At 34.4% G+C, this 19,020-nt stretch carries 15 protein-coding genes and 1 rRNA gene; 1 reads left to right on the top strand and 15 read right to left on the bottom strand.

The window, feature by feature from the left end:
* Positions 1–89 precede the first annotated feature (89 nt).
* The 15 genes from ACZ446_RS01940 to ispE all read right to left on the bottom strand — a co-directional run bounded on the left by ACZ446_RS01940 (position 90) and on the right by ispE (position 18,363).
* A 16S ribosomal RNA gene (locus ACZ446_RS01940) occupies positions 90–1,639 on the bottom strand.
* Positions 1,640–2,454: 815 nt separating this feature from the next.
* Entirely contained in the window at positions 2,455–3,582 is a 1,128-nt protein-coding gene (locus ACZ446_RS01935; RefSeq protein WP_464393494.1) for a D-alanyl-D-alanine carboxypeptidase family protein, read from the bottom strand.
* Positions 3,583–3,606: 24 nt separating this feature from the next.
* Entirely contained in the window at positions 3,607–4,452 is an 846-nt protein-coding gene (gene mazG / locus ACZ446_RS01930) for a nucleoside triphosphate pyrophosphohydrolase (RefSeq protein WP_464393493.1), read from the bottom strand.
* Between the two features lie 26 nt (positions 4,453–4,478).
* Positions 4,479–6,119, bottom strand: coding sequence for a putative polysaccharide biosynthesis protein (locus ACZ446_RS01925; protein WP_464393492.1), 1,641 nt, complete (start codon positions 6,117–6,119; stop codon positions 4,479–4,481).
* 68 nt (positions 6,120–6,187) lie between these two features.
* Complete coding sequence (gene mfd, locus ACZ446_RS01920; RefSeq protein WP_464393491.1) at positions 6,188–9,670, bottom strand: transcription-repair coupling factor; 3,483 nt, start codon at positions 9,668–9,670, stop codon at positions 6,188–6,190.
* 100 nt (positions 9,671–9,770) lie between these two features.
* A complete protein-coding gene (pth, locus tag ACZ446_RS01915) occupies positions 9,771–10,328 on the bottom strand; it encodes an aminoacyl-tRNA hydrolase (RefSeq protein ID WP_464393490.1) in 558 nt (185 codons plus the stop codon).
* A gap of 68 nt (positions 10,329–10,396) precedes the next feature.
* The gene (locus tag ACZ446_RS01910; RefSeq protein WP_464393489.1) at positions 10,397–11,071 is read right to left on the bottom strand and encodes a 50S ribosomal protein L25/general stress protein Ctc; all 675 of its coding nucleotides are present in this window, start codon (positions 11,069–11,071) and stop codon (positions 10,397–10,399) included.
* Positions 11,072–11,207: 136 nt separating this feature from the next.
* Entirely contained in the window at positions 11,208–12,149 is a 942-nt protein-coding gene (locus ACZ446_RS01905) for a ribose-phosphate diphosphokinase (RefSeq protein WP_464393488.1), read from the bottom strand.
* Between the two features lie 33 nt (positions 12,150–12,182).
* Positions 12,183–13,553: a bifunctional UDP-N-acetylglucosamine diphosphorylase/glucosamine-1-phosphate N-acetyltransferase GlmU gene (glmU, locus tag ACZ446_RS01900; protein ID WP_464393487.1), complete on the bottom strand. Its 1,371-nt coding sequence runs from the start codon at positions 13,551–13,553 to the stop codon at positions 12,183–12,185.
* Between the two features lie 232 nt (positions 13,554–13,785).
* On the bottom strand, positions 13,786–14,052 hold the full coding sequence (locus tag ACZ446_RS01895) for a SpoVG family protein (RefSeq protein WP_464393486.1): 267 nt from the start codon (positions 14,050–14,052) through the stop codon (positions 13,786–13,788).
* A 59-nt stretch (positions 14,053–14,111) separates the two neighbouring features.
* Positions 14,112–15,140, bottom strand: a complete 1,029-nt coding sequence (locus ACZ446_RS01890; RefSeq protein WP_464393485.1) for an AIR synthase family protein — start codon at positions 15,138–15,140, stop codon at positions 14,112–14,114.
* Positions 15,118–15,654: an ECF transporter S component gene (locus ACZ446_RS01885; protein ID WP_464393484.1), complete on the bottom strand. Its 537-nt coding sequence runs from the start codon at positions 15,652–15,654 to the stop codon at positions 15,118–15,120. The genes ACZ446_RS01890 and ACZ446_RS01885 overlap by 23 nt, the downstream gene beginning before the upstream one ends.
* Positions 15,655–15,678: 24 nt before the next feature.
* Complete coding sequence (glnA, locus tag ACZ446_RS01880) at positions 15,679–17,010, bottom strand: type I glutamate--ammonia ligase (RefSeq protein WP_464393483.1); 1,332 nt, start codon at positions 17,008–17,010, stop codon at positions 15,679–15,681.
* Positions 17,011–17,373 carry a MerR family transcriptional regulator gene (locus ACZ446_RS01875; RefSeq protein ID WP_464393482.1) on the bottom strand — a complete coding sequence of 121 codons (363 nt, stop codon included), beginning with the start codon at positions 17,371–17,373 and terminating at the stop codon, positions 17,011–17,013. It lies immediately after the preceding gene.
* 126 nt (positions 17,374–17,499) lie between these two features.
* Entirely contained in the window at positions 17,500–18,363 is an 864-nt protein-coding gene (gene ispE, locus ACZ446_RS01870; RefSeq protein ID WP_464393481.1) for a 4-(cytidine 5'-diphospho)-2-C-methyl-D-erythritol kinase, read from the bottom strand.
* A 145-nt stretch (positions 18,364–18,508) separates the two neighbouring features.
* Between ispE and ACZ446_RS01865 the strand changes: the two genes are divergently transcribed.
* On the top strand, positions 18,509–19,018 hold the full coding sequence (locus tag ACZ446_RS01865) for a biotin transporter BioY (protein ID WP_464393480.1): 510 nt from the start codon (positions 18,509–18,511) through the stop codon (positions 19,016–19,018).
* Positions 19,019–19,020: the final 2 nt, after the last annotated feature.

Below are 19,020 nucleotides of genomic sequence, written 5' to 3'. Positions count from 1 at the left end.
ATGTACAGTTTTATTGTTATTACTTATTAAATGAAAGTTCTTTGATAGAACCTTCAAAATTAAACAGCAAGCTCACGTTCTCTCCTTAGAAAGGAGGTGATCCAGCCGCACCTTCCGGTACGGCTACCTTGTTACGACTTCACCCCTCTTACCGGACACACCTTTGGCATCCGCAGATGACTTCTGGTGCATCCAACTCGATTGGTGTGACGGGCGGTGTGTACAAGGCCCGGGAACGTATTCACCGCAGTATGCTGACCTGCGATTACTAGCGATTCCAACTTCATACAGGCGAGTTGCAGCCTGCAATCCGAACTGGGACTGATTTTAAAGGATTTGCTCCACTTCGCAGCTTTGCTCCCCTCTGTATCAGCCATTGTAGCACGTGTGTAGCCCGAGATATAAAGGGCATGAGGACTTGACGTCATCCCCACCTTCCTCCGACTTTCACCGGCAGTCTTCTTAGAGTCCCCGACATTACTCGCTGGCAACTAAGAACAGGGGTTGCGCTCGTTGCGGGACTTAACCCAACATCTCACGACACGAGCTGACGACAGCCATGCACCACCTGTCTCCGTGTAGCACAAAGTGCTATACTCTACTCTCATAGATGGTCACGGGATGTCAATTCTCGGTAAGGTTCTTCGCGTTGCTTCGAATTAAACCACATGCTCCACCGCTTGTGCGGGCCCCCGTCAATTCCTTTGAGTTTCAATCTTGCGATCGTAATCCCCAGGCGGGATACTTAATGCGTTAACTCCGGCACTGAAGGATTCGAACCTCCAACACCTAGTATCCATCGTTTACGGCTGGGACTACCGGGGTATCTAATCCCGTTCGCTCCCCCAGCTTTCGTACCTCAGCGTCAGTGTTAACCCAGAGAGTCGCCTTCGCCACTGGTGTTCTTCCTAATATCTACGTATTTCACCACTACACTAGGAATTCCACTCTCCTCTGTTACACTCAAGATAATCAGTTTCAAACGCAGTCTGTCGGTTAAGCCGACACCTTTCACGCTTGACTTGATTATCCGCCTGCGTACCCTTTACGCCCAATAATTCCGGACAACGCTTGCACTCTACGTATTACCGCGGCTGCTGGCACGTAGTTAGCCAGTGCTTCCTCCAAAGGTACCGTCAGGTGGATGTCATTAACTACATCCACGGTTCTTCCCTAAGGACAGAGCTTTACAATCCTAAGACCTTCTTCACTCACGCGGCGTTGCTCCATCAGGCTTTCGCCCATTGTGGAAGATTCCCCACTGCTGCCTCCCGTAGGAGTCTGGACCGTGTCTCAGTTCCAGTGTGACTGATCGTCCTCTCAGACCAGCTATAGATTGTTGCCCTGGTGAGCCGTTACCTCACCAGCTAGCTAATCTACCGCGAACTCCTCCTCAAACGATGCCAAAGCACCTTTTCTGATTGTGTGATGCCACACTCTCAGCTTACCTCGGATTAGCCCGACTTTCGCCAGGTTATCCCAGACTTGAGGACAGATTATTCACGTGTTACTCACCCGTCCGCCACTATCTAGATCTCGTCTTCAACCCGAAGGTTTCTGTCGAGGTAGACCGTTCGACTTGCATGTGTTAAGCACGCCGCCAGCGTTCGTCCTGAGCCAGGATCAAACTCTCCGTATAAAGAATTTGAATTTGGCTCATATTATTTAATATAAGCTTTAAACTAATAATTACTTTTAAGTTTTAACACTCAAAGTATATTAACGTTGGCTTGCTGTTTAATTTTCAAGGTTCACAAAATCTCTTTTTTAGAACAAATTGATATTTTCGGACTTGCCCATTGAGGGCGGCGCCGATATTATATTTATTCTTATTTAGAGATAATGTTTTCTTCTATATTTTCTGTCGCGTTTTTTATCAGCGACATTTAATATCTTATCAACTGTGCCTCACTTTGTCAAGAACTTTTTAGAAAAACTTTTAAAAAAGATTTTTCTTTGATTTTAAGCTTGTATTTTCTCTTATATATAAAGAAGAAAAATATTTAAGCTTTAAATCCAAGTTCTTTTTAAACTCCGATTTAAGATCAGTTATGAGCTTAAATTTTATCGGAGATTATTTGTGCGACGCTTATTATCTTATCAAGCTCTTTTTGCTTTGTCAAGAACTTTTTAAAATAATTTTGTCCGCCAAAAAATTGTTTTATATAACTTTTCAGCGACATACATTATCTTAACATCAAATTTTGTTTTTGTCAAGGTTAAACAAGATTTTTTTGATAAGAATTACAAACGAAATTATTTTCACTGCAACGTTTAATATATTAACATTAAAATTAAACATTGTCAAGAATTTAAAATAAAAAAATAAAAAAAACACTCCATCAATCAATTTAAAAACAATGGAGTGTTATATATTCTAGATTTAATAATATTATTTGCAATTACTAAATGCATATCTATTTATAATCATTCTATTTTATTTAATGGAATTTATTAATTAAAAATTTTTCTCCACATCCGAGTAATTATATTAGCACGTTCTATTTCTTCAGCTGCTACTACATTTACAGTGGAAATTACTTTTTCACCATTATATACAGTTAATTTTCCAAGGACTCCTCCCTTTTCAATTGGAGCTGTTAAAGAATCTCTAACTTCAACCTCTTGTGAGATTTCCTTTTCTTGTCCCTTTTGAACCATAACATATAAATCACGGGCTACCTCACCTACAGCAACTTTATTTGCTGATTCAGCAATAGGAATATTTTGAATCTGGTCACCTGCAGCTGCTATTTTTCTTTTGGAAAAAGCGTTAAATCCATAATCTAAAAGTCTTGTTGTTGCTTCTTCTCTTTCAGTAAGAGTTTCTCCCTGTAAAACTACCGAAATCAATCGTGTATCTCCTTTTTTGGCAGTAGAAGCAAGACAAAAACCAGCTTCCTGGGTATGACCTGTTTTTAAACCATCCATACTAGGATATTTATTAATTAAACTATTTGTATTTACTAACATCGCCTCTCTATTTGGAAGTTGAATAGTCTCAGTCCAGATAGAAGCCCACTCTAAAACTTGTGGATACTTAGATAATTCTCTTGCCATTATGGATATATCCCGTGCTGTTGAATAATGATTGGGATCCGGCAGTCCAGTTGAATTAGCAAAATTAGTTGAGTTCATTCCTAGCTCGTCAGCTTTATCATTCATCATTGCAATAAAATTACTATATGTACCAGCAATATATTCTGCAATTGCCACACTTGCATCATTGCCAGAAGCAATTGTTACTGCTTTAATTAACTTTTCCAACTCAACCTGTGTATTAGCCGCCAAATAAATTTGTGAGCCTCCCATTGACTGAGCATACCTGCTAATAGTTACCTTATCATCTAAAGAAATACTTCCTTCTTCTAATTTTTCCATAGTAATTAAAAGGGGCATTACTTTAGTTATACTGGCTGGTGGTAATTTACGATCAGCGTTTTTCTCAAATAAAACTTGACCTGTTTCAGCTTCTAATAATATAGCGGAATCAGTTGCAACATCAAAAGCTAAGACAGGAGTAGTCATAACTAAACTAAATAAAATACCAATAATTGAAATAGCAATAATACTTTTTTTCATCTAATAATCCTCCTATAAATATACTTATTCTTCTTTTTTAGCTTGATTCCAAAATTCATCTAGTTCTTCTAAATTATAATCTTCAAAATCATTATTATCTCTTTTTACTCTATTTTCAATAAAAGCAAATCTATTTTTAAATTTAAGTATTGTCTTTAACAAAGCAATTTCGGGGTTTATATCATTAAAACGTGCTAAATTAACAACAGCAAAAAGCAAATCTCCAATTTCCGACTCAAGATGTATCTTTTTATCTTTACTTAGATTTTCTTGAGTAAGCTTGATGTTGTCAGAACTTACAGCGATTATTTCTTTACATTCAGACAATTCCTCTTCAATTTTATCTAAAACAGGTTTCAAATTATTCCAATCAAAACCAACTTCTGCTGCAATTTTTTGAATATCATAAGCCTGGTTTAAAGCACTCTGGCCCTGATTAAATTTATCAAGCAAGGAATTAAGCTGATTACTGTTTTCTTTTTCTTCTTTTTTTATTCTTTCCCAATTTCTTAAAACCTCATCAGAACCACTAACATCTAATTCTGCGAAAACATGAGGATGACGCCTAATCAGTTTTTCTCTAAGAACTCTTGCCACATCACCCAAATTAAAATCATCTTTTTCATAAGCAATTTGGGACTCAAAAACAACCTGCAATAAAAGATCTCCTAATTCTTCTTTAAATGCCGGTATATCATTTTTTTCTAATGCTTCGACTACTTCATAAGCCTCTTCAATTATATTTTCCTTTATCGAATAATAATCCTGTTTTTTATCCCAGGGACATCCATTAGGGCCTCTAAGAACTGCCATAATTTTAATTAGCTGATCCAGCTCTTTTAAAATTCCATTTCTAATATCTTTTTCCAAAACTATACCTCCTGCTTTCTCTTAAATTATTTATTATCCCTTTTCAAAACACCAATTTTTTCTAGATTAACAGCTAACTTTTCCCCAAACAGTGGGACCATTGCTAAATCATTATATTTTATTTCTTTAAACAAAAGTAATATAGCAAAATAAAATAAAGCCGCTGCAGCTACAGTTGTGAAAGTAGTCACTGGATAAGCAAAACTTATTTTATTGTTTTCTAGAAAAACAAGCAGATAATTATAAAATATTTTAACAAAAGCTCCCATTAATAAAACGGATGTAATAGGTTTTAAAATCATAGCTTTAGTATCAATTTTAAATCCACTTTCTTTTCTCACATAATATAAATTCAAAAAAGCTGCGATTGCAAAACCAGTACTTGTTCCTAAAGCAGCTCCTCTAATACCAAAAGCTGGTATAGCGGTAAGTGTATAATTAATAAAAGCATTAAAGACTGCGCCAATCATCAAGTTCCGAGCTGGAATAGTAGTTTTTCCAATTCCATTCAAAATTCCAGTACTTGTTTGCTGTAAAGCAATGAAAAATACCCCCCAGGCAACAAAACGAAGTGGTACTGCCGCTCCTGGTTCAGCGAAAATAATTTCTGTCAGCGGTTCAGCAAGCAAAAATAAGCCTGCAGCAGCTGGTAAAGAAATTAAAACTGTCAGCCTCAAAGCTGTTTGAGTCCGATACTGTATTAGTTTATTCCTCCCCAAAGTATAAGCTTCAGCAATCGCTGGAACAAGACTAGCTGATAGAGAAACTGTAATAATGGTCGGAAAATTCACAAGCGGCATTGCTACAGCAGAAAACATTCCGTATAATTCGGTTGCCTCTCTGATCATAAAACCTGCATCCTGCAGACGGTTGGGAACGAAGATTAAATCAACAAGACTCATCAAAGGCATAACTAAAGCTCCAAGAGTAATTGGAACTCCCAGTGAGGCTATCTTGTTAACAACATTTTTTGAACTGAGTTCTACAGAATCATCGCCAGTTTCTAAAAAGGTAAATATCTTTTCTTTTCTCTTTGAATAAATTATTAATAAGACTATTAATCCACCCAAAGCACCGCTCACAGCCCCAAAGCTGGCTCCAGCAGCTGCAAACTCTAAACCGTAAGGCACTAACAGTATGACAAGCCCAATCATTGTAAACATCCGAACAAATTGTTCGAAAACCTGCGATTTTGCAGTTGGAACCATATCCTGCAGCCCCTGAAAAAAACCTCGATATGATGCCATAATTGAAACAATAAATATAGCAGGAGAAATTGCTAAAACTGCATAATATGATCTAGGATCAAGAGAAAGAAAAGATATTAATGGCTTTGCTGACAAAGCCATTATAATCGAAATCAAAAGACCAATAACAAAACTCATCTTTCTAGCTACTTTAAAAACTTTATATGCCTCTTTTTTCTTGTCAGCTGCAATTTTATCTGCGATCAGCTTCGCCAGGGCTACAGGTATACCCGATCTAGAAACAACCAATAAAACAGTATAAATTGGATAGGCCATTTGATAAAGCCCCATCCCTTCAGCCCCAATAATCCTGGTTAAAATAACTCGGTAGCCAAAGCCCATTACTCTTGCTGCCAATCCAGCAGCTGTTAGAATCGCCGCTCCCTTAATAAAGCTGCCTTTTTTTGTGTTTTCCGACATTTTTTCCACCCTTTAATTCTTAAATTTAAATTACTTTCCAGTTCGAATTATTGGTTTATAATATAAATTCATAAACTCTTTAAATATTTTAGCATTTTTAATAATTGTTTATCAACATTTTCTGGGTCATTAATTTTAATTAGAATTTGTGGTTTTTTGGCAGATTTAATTTTAATTTGCCTTTTATACTTCTGACTAAATTCTAATAACCTGCTTCCCTCAACTACTTTAGCATTAATAAACTGGCAAATAATTTTAGCATCTTTTTCTTTTATTTGTTCAATATTCATTTCATAAGCTAAAAATTTAAGTCTGGCAGCATTTATTAAACGCATAACTTCAATCGGCGGCTCTCCAAATCTATCAATTAGCTCATCTATAACATCTACAGCATCAGATTCACTCTCTATAGATTTAACCTTTTTGTATATTTCAATTTTTCTAGCTTCATATTTAATATAATCATCAGGTATATAAGCATCTAAATTAAGATCAATTTCAACCTCAAATTCTTTTTGATCAGATTTACCTTTTAAATCTTCAATTGTTCCCTCTAATAATTTAGTATACAGGGAAAATCCGACTGCTGCAATATGTCCACTCTGTTCCGGGCCTAATAAATTACCTGCACCTCTAATTTCTAAATCACGCATAGCTATTTTAAAACCTGAACCAAGGGTAGAAAATTCTTTAATTGCTTCCAACCTTTTTTCTGCAATCTCTGGTAAAATTCTATCTCTTTCGTAGAGCAGGTATGCATAAGCGATCCTATTTGTTCGACCAACCCGGCCACGTAATTGATATAGTTGTGACAAACCCATCTTATCAGCATGATTAATAATAATTGTATTAACATTTGGAATATCAAGGCCTGTTTCAATTATTGTTGTACAAACTAAAATATCAAATTTGTGATGATAAAAATCATACATTATTTTTTCTAATCGGTTTTCATTCATCTGTCCATGGGCAACAGCAATTTTTGCTTCAGGCATTAATTTTTGAAGCTTACCTGCTGTTTTTTCAATATCTTTAACCCTGTTATGAACAAAATAAATTTGTCCGCCCCTTGCCAACTCTCTTCTAATGGCGCTGGAAATTAATTCTTTATTATTTTCTTTAATAAAAGTCCTGATTGGATATCTATTTTCAGGTGGAGTCTCTATTAAACTCATATCTCTTACTCCAACTAATGCCATATGAAGAGTTCTTGGAATAGGTGTCGCTGTTAAAGTTAAAACATCTACATTCTTTTTCAAATTTTTTAACTTTTCTTTATGGGTAACTCCAAATCTCTGTTCTTCATCAATAATCAATAAGCCTAAGTCGTCAAAAATAACATCTTTAGACAATAATCGATGAGTTCCAATCAAAATATCTATTTCACCTTTTATTAATTTCTTTAAAGTTTTTCGCTGTTGAGCAGCTGTATTAAATCTGCTTAACATCCCAATTCTAACTGGAAATTCTTCAATTCTTTCAGAAAAAGTATTAAAATGCTGTTGTGCCAGAATTGTAGTTGGTACCAAAACAGCAGTCTGTTTACTATCTAATGCAGCTTTAAAGGCAGCTCGAATAGCTACTTCAGTTTTTCCATATCCAACATCTCCACATAATAAACGATCCATTGGTTCTTTTGACTCCATGTCAGATTTTACTGCTTCAATAGCTTTTTTCTGATCAGGTGTTTCTTCGAATGGAAAAGCCTCTTCAAATTCCTGCTGCCAGAGGTCATCTTCTGAAAATTGGTAACCTATCAACGTTTCTCTTTCAGCGTATAACTCTAATAATCCAACAGCCATTTCTTCAACAGACTTTTGAACTTTTTCTTTTACTTTTTTCCAGTCACTACTGCCTAACTTATATAATTTAGGTGAACCAGCATCTGACCCTATATATTTCTGAACAAGATCTATTTTTGCGGTTGGAACATAAAGTTTATCTTCTCCAGCATATTTCAAAACTAGATAATCTTTGTGCTGTCCCTGAATTTCTAAAGTTTTAACACCAAGATACTTCCCAATACCATGATTTTCATGAACAACGAAGTTTCCAGCTTTTAAGTCGTCAACACTGGAAATTTCTACTCCATCTTCAAAATCTCCAATTTTTCTTTTTCTTTTCTGTTCATTACCAAAAACTTCTTTATCACTAAAAACTGCAAGTTTTATATCATCAAAAATAAATCCTTCAGCTAAACTGTCAGAAAAAATAACAATTCTACTTTCCTCAAAACTCTCACCGACAACAAGATTTTTTTCTTCTAAGAACATTTTTAATCTTCTTTTTTTGCTGGCTGAATTTAAAGTAATAGCAATTTGATATTTTTTCTTTAATAATTCCATTAGTTTTTCACTAAAGAGTTCCAGTTGGCCGTGAAAAGGTTCTAAAGAAGATGTGTTAAAATGAATATCATTTTCAATAACTTTATTTTGTTCAAACTCGGAGTTAATATCTACCACTCTATTTTTAGTGATTTCATTTTTAAACTCCGACTCAGAAATGAAATTATCAAGGTATTCTGGAAAAACCATCCCCTGCTCTAAAAGCCTTGTGTGTGTTTCAATAATTTCCTGATAATGATCATGAGTTAGCTGCTCCATTTTCTTAGGCCTAACAGCAAAAATTATGCTTTCCTCTAAATAATCAAAGAAATTATCAGTATATTTATAATAAAATGGTAAAAACTGTTCAAACCCTGGGAAACGATGTTTTTCTTTTAAATCTTCCAGCATTTTTTTGGATTTTTCTCTTAAATAAGCAGCTTCTTCTAACTGGTTGTTTTCTTTAAGCTTTAAAATTGCTTTAGAATAAGTATTTTCTAAGCTTGGATAAGCTCTGGAAACAACATCCTGATCAATTACAATATTAGCAAAAGGAGGAACGGTAATCTGATCTACCTGAGTTTTAGATCTTTGAGCTGTTAAATCAATTTTACGAATTGAATCTACTTCATCTCCAAAAAGCTCAATTCTAAATGGTTGTTCATCAAGCAGTGTGAAAATGTCTATAATTCCACCTCTAATACTATATTGACCAGGAGCTTCTACCATCTCTTCCCTTTTATAACCCAGTCCAAAAAGTTTCTGCCTTAATTTAGAAATTGCAAGTTCTGTTCCTGTTTTAATATTTATGCTGCTGTTCTTATAAATATTTTTTGGTGGAAGTTTTTTGAAGACTGCTGCTGGAGTAGTTAAAATGATTTTCTTTTTCTGATTAATAGAAAAAACAAGCTCAGTTAAAACTTTGGTTCTTTCACTCATAGTTGTTAAATCAGGCATTAATTGTTCATGAGGAAGTATTTCTTCTTCCGGAAAGACTAAAAATTCATCTTTTCCAATTAAACGAATTAGATCTTCCTGCATCTGCTGCAAATAATAATTATCTGGTAAAAAGAATATTATATCTTTCTCCGCTTTTTTTAAAAAATTAACAGCAAAATAAGAAATTCTACTTCCGCTTAAACCACTAATTGATTGTGCTGATGTATTTATATTTTTCGCAATTTTTTTAAATTTTTGATTTTCTAATAATAAATCTTTAAAATTCATCTCAGTATTGCTCCTTACAGCTAATCTTTGAATTTAATCACAATAAAATTAAAATAATAAAAAATGGCAAAATAGCCCCTACATAAAATGTACGGGCCTGTTATCCATTATATTTGTTCATCGCTTTCATGATATTTTCTTTTAGCATTAATTCGACTGCTGAAGCAGCCTCTTTAACAACTTTTTCTGAATTCTCTTTTTCGTCTCCCATAAAAGTTGTTAAGACAAAATCAGGAACAGGTATATTTTTCGGCGGTCTGCCAATTCCAATTTTTAATCTTTTAAAGTTATCAGTACCTAAATTATTAATAATGGATTTAATTCCATTATGACCACCACTGCCTCCATTTTGTTTGAATCTAATTTTTCCCAGTTCAAGATCCAAATCATCATGAATAACCAGCAGATCTTCAGGCTCAATATCAAAATAATCAAGAACTTTATATATCGGTTGACCACTTTTGTTCATATATTTCATTGGTTGAAATATTATTATTTTTTCTCCACCAAAGAAAAAATCTCCAATTAAACCATCAAACTTATAACTGCTGTTAATTCTAAATCTCTCTGCCAATTCTGAAATAACCATAAATCCTATATTATGTCTGGTATAAGAATATTTTTCACCTGGATTACCAAGACCAGCAATTACTTTCAAATTTCAAACCTCCATTAATAAATTGAAGCGCAGCCTACCAGGCCGCGCAATCAATATCTCTTCTTTAATTATTCCTGTGGTTCTTCCTCTTCTTCTGCTTCTTCTCCTTCTTCATCTTCTTCTTCACCAATTACTTCTGGCTCTAAGAATTCGTCTTCCTCTTCTTCTACCTCTTCTTCTACAAGTTCAGTAGGTGTAACAACAGTAACAATTACTTCATCACTGTCAGTTACCAGATCAATTCCTTCAGGAAGCTCTAGATCAGCTACAGATAAAGATTGTCCAACTTCAAGTTCAGAAATATCAATAGTAATTTCTTCTGGAATCTCAGCAGGTAATGCATCAATTTCAATTTCACGTAATAACTGCTGTAATACACCACCATCTCTAACACCAATTGCATCTCCTTCTAAGTGCATTGGTACAGAAACAGTAATCTTTTCGTCCATAGAAATAAACTGAAAATCTACATGCAGTAGATTCTGCTTAATTATATCTTTCTGATAATCTTTAATAATTACAACTGCTTCATCTTCTTCTCCATCTTCTCCGACAAAAGTCAGATCAAAGATAGCATTAGAATGGAGAAGCTTTTCGATATCCAGTGGATCTACTTTTATAGATCTTGGATCATTTCCTCTTCCATAAACAACACCAGGAATAAGTCCGTTTCTTCTTATTTTACGGGCTACTCCCTTTCCAGTTTCAGTTCTTAGTTCAGCTTCAATAGAATGTCTCTCCATGACTATCCTCTCCTTGCATAAATTAAATTTTAAACCAGATTATTGAATAATACTGGCAGGTCTGCGATAAATAAGACATAACAAATTTTATTATAACATCAAAGCCCAATTTGGGCAAGTGTTTTATAAAAATTATTTAAAATAATACACTAACAGATAAATCCTTAAAAATTCTATCAATTGCTTCTCCTACTAAAGGAGCGACAGAAAGCACTTCTAGATTATCAAGGTCATGTTCTTTTTGAGCAATAGTATTAGTAACAATAATTTTGCTTATTGGCGCATTTTTTAATCTTTCAACAGCCGGACCTGAAAACAAAGCATGTGTCCCACAGGCATAAACATCTTTCGCCCCTTTTTCTTTCAAAACCTTAGCTGCTGCTGTAATTGTACCAGCAGTATCAATTATATCGTCAAGTAATATAACATTTTTGCCATCTACCTCACCAATAACATTCATTACTTCTGCCACATTAGGTTTGGGTCTTCTCTTATCTATAATTGCCATCGGAATATCAAGGCTTTCTGCAAAAGATCGAACTCTTTTCACAGATCCAACATCTGGAGCCACAGCAATCAAATCAGATTGGTCCATATTCTTAAAATAATCAACCATTATTGGAGAAGCATATAAATGATCAACCGGGATGTCAAAAAAACCCTGAATCTGTGGAGCATGAAAATCAATTGATAGAACTCGGCGGGCACCTGCTTCTGTCAACAAATTTGCAACTAATTTTGATGTGATCGGATCACGAGGGCTGGCTTTTCTGTCCTGACGAGCATAACCATAGTAAGGTATAACCGCTGTAATTCTTCTGGCTGATGCTCTCCTCAGTGCATCAATAATTATTAGCAGCTCCATCAAATTTTCATTTACCGGTGGTGAAGTCGGTTGAATCACAAAAACATCTGCTCCTCTTACAGTTTCATGTGTTCTAACCCCAATTTCTCCATCTTTAAATCTTGTCACGTCAGCATTAATCAGCTCTGTACCCAGATAATCACATAAATCCTGAGCTAATTGAGGATGTGAGTTACCAGCAAATATTTTTAATTGTTCACTATAACTGGACATTTTTTGACCCCCTGGCTTATTTATCCGCATAACTTAAGCTTCCTTGTTTTTTGATTTATAGATACGAGCAGGAACTCCCATTACAGTGTCACCAGATTTAATATTTTTAGTTACAACTGAACCAGCTGCTGTTTTAGCACCATCTCCAATTGTTAAGGGTGCTATCAAAATTGAGTCACTACCAATAAAAGCATTTTTACCAATAGTAGTTCTATGTTTTTTCTCTCCATCATAATTAGCAAAAATTGTTCCAGCACCAATATTAGTCCCCTCACCTATTTCAGCATCTCCAGCATAACAAAGATGAGGTACTTTAGCTCCAGTTTTGACAGTTGTTTTTTTCAATTCTACAAAATCACCAATTTTACAGTTGTTTTCAACTTTAGATCCAGGTCTTAAATAAGCAAAAGGGCCAACATTAGTATTTGCTCCAACTTTACTCTCTTTAATAACAGTATTTGAAAGTATATTAACATTATCTGCGATAACTGCATCTTTAATTTTGCAATTTTGATTAATTACAGTATTTGATCCAATCTTGGTTTTACCCTCTAAATAATTAAAAGGATAGATAGTAACATCTTGAGCAATTTCAACTTCAGAATCTATAAAAGTTGTATTCGGATCAATAATTGTAACTCCATTAGTTAAATGCTTATCAATAATCCTACTTCGTAGTATCTTTTCTGCTTCAGCCTGCTGTTTTCTTGTGTTGATTCCTAATATTTCATTTGAGTCTTCTACAATATAAGTATTGATTTTTTTATTCTTTTTGACTGCATATTTTATAATATCTGTCAGATAATATTCTTTCTGGGCATTATCATTATCCATATTATCTAAAAACTCTTTTAAAATTTCACTGTCGATACAATTAACACCACTATTAATTTCTTTTATTTTTTTTATTTCAGAATTAGCATCTTTTTCTTCCACAATTGCTGATAAGCTTCCAGCCTCATCTTTTACAATTCTACCGTATCCTTTCGGATCATCAACAAGAGCAGTCATAACTGTTAAATCAGATTTGCTTTCCCGATGTTCTTTGACAAATTCAGCAATACTTTCTTTTTTTAAGAGAGGGGTATCTCCATAAAGAATTAAAACCGGCCCATCATGTTTTTCAATGTATTTTTCTGCCTGTAATACAGCATGGCCGGTACCTAATTGTTCAGATTGAATTACATAATTCAAGTCTAATCTGTCTAAATCTTCTAATTCAGTCTGAACTTCATTTTTTTGATGTCCTATCACATTAACAATTTTACTATTTAAACCATCTAAAGTATTAATAACATGTTTTATTATTGCTTTACCTGCAACTGGGTGCAGTACTTTTATTTTATCCGATTTCATCCTAGTGCCTTTCCCGGCTGCTAGAATAATACTTAAAAGATCTGACATCTATAATATCCTCCTCAGTATTGGCAATAAATCATTAATTTAATTTGCTAGAAAAAAGACATAAAAAAACCATTTTGCCTCTTTAATCGCTTGAAGTATAACAGAGAAAATCAATTTTGTCAAGATATCAAATCTAAGAAAAAGAGCAGCCTCGCATCTTTCCAGAAAGAAATAACACTACCCTATATTAAAAGTAGTGTTATTTCTATAAAATATTTAATAAGTTTTATAATTAAGCAGTTTCCAATAATTCATTAAATTTTTCTAAAACTTCGTTTTCCATTAGATCCCTTAACTTTGCGGAAATTGGGAAACAGATATCCTGATAGTTTCCATTTCTTTTTCTGCGTGAGGGCATAGAGAGGAAGGTTCCATTTTTTCCTTCAACCACCCGCATCTCACGAATCACAAAAGCATCATCAAAAGTCACCGTAGCATAAGCCCTGACCAAACTTCCATTAATATCGACTGGGAAAACTCTGACATCTGTAATTTCCATAAATACACCGCCTTTGGAATTTTTTGTTAATACCAGTATAATTCCAAATTTTGTAATTGTCAAGAGTCCTTTGTGATTTTTTTAATAAATTTCCAAAGTTCATCCTCCACCGGTAAGGAAAATTCTTCCTTTTCTCCGTTTTCCTCGATATAACTCCCTTTTTCAATAATTCTCCCAACTTTAATTAATTCAATTCCTTTTTCAGCAAATAATGTTTCTAAATCATTTTCTGGAGAAGCTGCAATTAACATTGCACCCGAAGAAATTAAACCAGCCGGATCAATATTTAAATTTGTACAAATGTCATCTATTTCATCTTTAACTTGAAATTTATCTGCTTCAATTACATATCCCAATCCTGATGCTGATGCCATTTCTGCAACTGCACCATAAACTCCTCCTTCAGTAACATCATGCATTGCTTTAACTCCATTTTTTCTTGCTAATCTGCTTTCAGGAATAACACTTAAAAGCTCTAGATAGTTAGATGCTTTGTCTATTGAATCTCTGCTAACACCATGTTCAAGCAAATAATCTTCATAGTCATTAGCTAAAATATAACACCCTTCTATTCCCATCCCTTTAGTAATATATAAATAATCTCCAATTTCTGCAGAAGCACTGGATGTTAACTCTTCTTTAACTGCTTTACCTAATGCTGTCACTGTAATGATGGGCTTTTGAACAAGATCAGTAATTTCTGTATGACCACCTAAAACTTCTATTTCCATCCCCTTAGCAGTTTCAACAATTTCCTGCATAAGTTTTTCTGCATTTTCAGAGCCTAAACTGGGGGGTAACAGCAATACCACCTGAATACCAAAGGGTTCAGCCCCAGCAGCTGCAATATCATTACAAGAAACATTAACCGCAATAAACCCAGCATTTTTTTCTGCACCAGTTATCGGATCAGATGATATCACTAATAAAGAATCTCCTAGATCAACAACAGCACTATCTTCTCCTTCACCTGCTGGAACTAAAACATCTGACCTAAAATGATCGATTTTATCTAATATTACCTTTTTTAAATTATTCCCTGCTAGTTTACCAATTTCCAAAATATCACTTCCTAAAATAGTTATCAAGATGGTGAGATAGAGGGATTGCTAGAACTCCACCTATCAGCATTTGAGCAAAGTCTATTCCTATTTCAGGCAGAACCACTGCCCAGCTCAGCAGAAAGGCTTTTGCCAGTGCATAACCAATTATCATCACATTCCCACCAACAATTATCGCAAAAATCTTTCTATCAAATTTTTCATCTTTATCCTGACTTGCAATTTTACCAACTAATAAACCCTCTAAACCCTTAATTACAAAAGTAAACGGGGCCCAAATTGAGTAACCTAAAATTATATCCATTAATGCAGAACCAAATCCCCCAGCAATTCCTCCAGCCTTAGATCCAAAAGTTAAGGCTATTGTATAAATTGCTACCTCACCCAGATTAAAGTAAGAGCTGCTGGGCCCAGGAATATGGAGATATGTTGCTACAGCAGTAAAAGCAATAAACAGAGCTAAAAATGATAATGATCTGGTATCTAAATTTCGTAATTTAATTTTTTTTAAATGCTCCTGTATATTTTCTCTGCCTTCCATAATAATAATCCCTCCGGTTAAGCTTTAATATGTACTTAAATACTGATCAATTTCCCAATTGTGTACCTGTTTTTTATAAATTGACCATTCAATTTTTTTTGCTTTCACAAGATGATTAAAAATGTGATTCCCTAATGATTCTCGCATAAATTCACTTTCCTGAAAATATTTAAGAGCTTCTTCCATAGTAGACGGAAGACTGTTAATCCCTCTTGCTTTTCTTTCTTTATAGCCCATCTCATAAATATTATCTGTTGTCTGCTCACCAGGATCAATTTTATTTTTAATTCCATCCAATCCAGCTCTGAGCATCACTGCAGTTGCCAAATATGGGTTTGCAGCAGGATCAGGATTCCTTAGTTCTAAACGTGTTCCATTTCCTCGAGCTGAAGGCACCCTAACTAAAGCACTTCTGTTTTGAGTTGACCATGAAATATACACGGGAGCTTCATAACCAGGGACTAACCTCTTGTATGAGTTAATAGTAGGATTTAAAATTGCAGTAGTTTCTTTTGCATGTTTTAATAATCCACCTATATAATAATAAGCTATTTCACTTAAACCAAACTCATCATCCGGATCATAAAAGGCATTTTTTCCATCTTTATATAATGACTGATGAACATGCATACCAGAACCACTTTCACCATATATTGGCTTTGGCATAAAGGTAGCATGCAAATTATGCTGCATTGCGATGATTTTGGTGACAAACTTGAAAGTTGCAATGTTATCAGCTGTTCTTAAAACTGGAGTATATTTAAAATCAATTTCGTGCTGTCCTGGTGCAACTTCGTGATGGGCAGCTTCTACTTCAAAACCCATTTTTTTAAGAGCTAAAACAGTGTCGCGACGAGCTTCTCCTCCTAAGTCAACTGGAGACAGGTCAAAATATCCTCCTTTATCATGAGTATTAGTCGTTGGATTACCATTTGCATCTTTTTCAAATAAGAAAAATTCTGGCTCAGGCCCGGCAAACATTTCATAACCCATTTCTTCAGCTTCCGCCATCGCTCTTTTTAAAGCACCTCTAGGACAACCAACAAAAGGTTCTCCATTTGGTAAATAAATATCACACATCATTCTGGCTGTACATCCACCACTGGTTTCCCAGGGGAAAATGGTAAATGTATTATAATCTGGCTTAAGATACATATCAGATTCATGGATCCTTGTATACCCTTCAATAGAAGAACCATCAAACATGATCTTACCATCAAGAGCTTCTGGCAGCTGCTCAATTGTAATTGCAACATTTTTTATAATACCTAAAATATCAACAAACTGCAGTCTAATAAATTCAACATTCTTCTCATCAGCTAACTTTAAAATCTTCTCTCTGCTGTACTTTTCCACTTATTCTTCCTCCTCATTAAATCTTTCACTGTTACTCCGGGAAAGTTTTTTTATTAGTTCAGAACGGTTTGAAACAGGAAAAAGCGAATCAAGCTCAACGTCTGAATAGTCATCAAATTCACTATCAGAATCTATTTCATACTGATCACTAGTTTGAGACTCAGGAGCCTTTAATTTTGATCTAACAGTCTCAACACTATTTCCTGCAGCAAGAAGTTCTTTGATTTTCAGCAATCTTTTAATATCATTATCTGAAAAAAGACGCTGATTACCTTTGCTGCGGCCTGGAAATATCAGTTCTTGTTGATCATAATAACGAATCTGTCGTGAACTTAACCCTGTTTTCTCTTTTGCTTCTTTCATGGTGATATTTTTTTCCGTTTTCATCCTAATCACTACTCCCAAAGTCTTAATAATTATTGGCAAAAGTATAACACGAAAGATATCTCATGTCAATCTCATGTCAGCTTTTATTTTATAATATTTTATTTAGTATTTATCAATTGTTTTTACAGCTGTTACAAAATCATTCTTGCGCGGCCATTTTGCAGCAGTTTTTTCCGCCTGCTCACGGCTGCTGTAAAATGAAAAAACTGTTGGTCCACTACCAGAAATCATAGTAAATTCAGCCTTAGTATTTTTAAAAATATCTTTTATTTCAGTAATTTCAGGACAAATTTTTTCAGCAGCAGTTTTTAAATCATTTTTAAAATCTAAATTCCAGTTTATTTGATTTTCATTTTTAAGATTATCTAATATTGCTTCAAAATCTGAATTATATGTTTTTCCCAATTGATCATAAAGCTCATATACTTTTGGAGTTGAAATTTTAAATGATGGTGTTACAATAACCAAATATTTTTCTCCAATAAAGGGAAGTTCTTCTATAAGCTCACCTTTGCCAGAAGCATAGGCTGTACCTCCTTCAAGACAGTAGGGAACATCAGAACCTATTGTTTCTAAATTTTTTCTCATATCTTTGTAATTCATTTTTATTTCAAAAAGCTGGTGTAAACCCTTTAAAACTGCAGCAGCATCTGTACTCCCTCCAGCCATTCCTGCTGCAATAGGAATATTTTTTTCTATATATATTTCTACCCCTTCACCAATCTCCGGATGTTGACCAAAAAATATTTCAGCTGCCTGATAAGCAAGGTTTTCTTCATCAGTGGGCAGTTCCACATGTGAAGTCTTAACAACAATACCTCCGCTTTTTTTCTTTAATTTTATTCTATCTGCAAGGCTGATACTCTGCATTATCATCTGCAGTTCATGGAATCCGTCTTCTCTTAACCCTTTAATATGCAGAGCAAGATTTATTTTAGCAGGTGCTTTTAAATATATTTCTCTCATTCTAATCCCCCAAATTTGATTTTATTTTAATAATTTATAAATTACTATTTAAAAAACTATAAGATTATGATAACATTATTTTGATGCAAATTGACTCTCGGTCAAATTTGTTTTATCTATTCTATTTTGAAAGGAGTTTAACAAATTGAAAATAAATAAAATGATCAAAGCAGCTTTATTTGCTGCTTTAACAGCGGTTTCTGCCTATCTGATAATTCCAATTGGGCCAGTCCCAATTACTTTACAAACCCTTTTTGTATTACTTTCTGGTAAACTGCTCGGCAAAAAGTATGGTGTTCTTGCTCAAGTTACATATCTTTTGTTAGGTGCGTTAGGATTACCAATATTTTCTGGAGGCAGAGGCGGTCTGGGAGTTTTACTAGGCCCAACTGGTGGCTTTCTAATTAGCTTTATCCCGGCAGCCTGGATAGCTGCTCATTCTTTTAACGATAAGAAAAAGGATTTTTTAGTTCTAGCAGCTGCTGTTTCAAGCAATTATATTATTGGTACTATCTATTTTTCTTTTATAACTTCTACATCGCTGTTAGCTTCCTTTAATATGACTGTTCTTCCCTTCATTCCAGGAGATTTAGCCAAAATAATTATTGTCTTAATTTTAGCTCCTGTCATCAAAAAAAGAATTAAGATCAATTAAAA

The sequence above is a fragment of the Halanaerobium sehlinense genome, from assembly GCF_055379485.1.
This window is presented reverse-complemented; position numbering and strand designations above follow the sequence as displayed.

Coding starts and splice junctions, on each gene's coding strand:
- ACZ446_RS01935 (WP_464393494.1), bottom strand. CDS start 3,582: ATGAAAAAAAGTATTATTGCTATTTCAATTATTGGTATTTTATTTAGT.
- ACZ446_RS01925 (WP_464393492.1), bottom strand. CDS start 6,119: ATGTCGGAAAACACAAAAAAAGGCAGCTTTATTAAGGGAGCGGCGATT.
- mfd (WP_464393491.1), bottom strand. CDS start 9,670: ATGAATTTTAAAGATTTATTATTAGAAAATCAAAAATTTAAAAAAATT.
- ACZ446_RS01910 (WP_464393489.1), bottom strand. CDS start 11,071: ATGGAGAGACATTCTATTGAAGCTGAACTAAGAACTGAAACTGGAAAG.
- ACZ446_RS01905 (WP_464393488.1), bottom strand. CDS start 12,149: ATGTCCAGTTATAGTGAACAATTAAAAATATTTGCTGGTAACTCACAT.
- glmU (WP_464393487.1), bottom strand. CDS start 13,553: ATGTCAGATCTTTTAAGTATTATTCTAGCAGCCGGGAAAGGCACTAGG.
- ACZ446_RS01895 (WP_464393486.1), bottom strand. CDS start 14,052: ATGGAAATTACAGATGTCAGAGTTTTCCCAGTCGATATTAATGGAAGT.
- ACZ446_RS01885 (WP_464393484.1), bottom strand. CDS start 15,654: ATGGAAGGCAGAGAAAATATACAGGAGCATTTAAAAAAAATTAAATTA.
- ACZ446_RS01875 (WP_464393482.1), bottom strand. CDS start 17,373: ATGAAAGAAGCAAAAGAGAAAACAGGGTTAAGTTCACGACAGATTCGT.
- ispE (WP_464393481.1), bottom strand. CDS start 18,363: ATGAGAGAAATATATTTAAAAGCACCTGCTAAAATAAATCTTGCTCTG.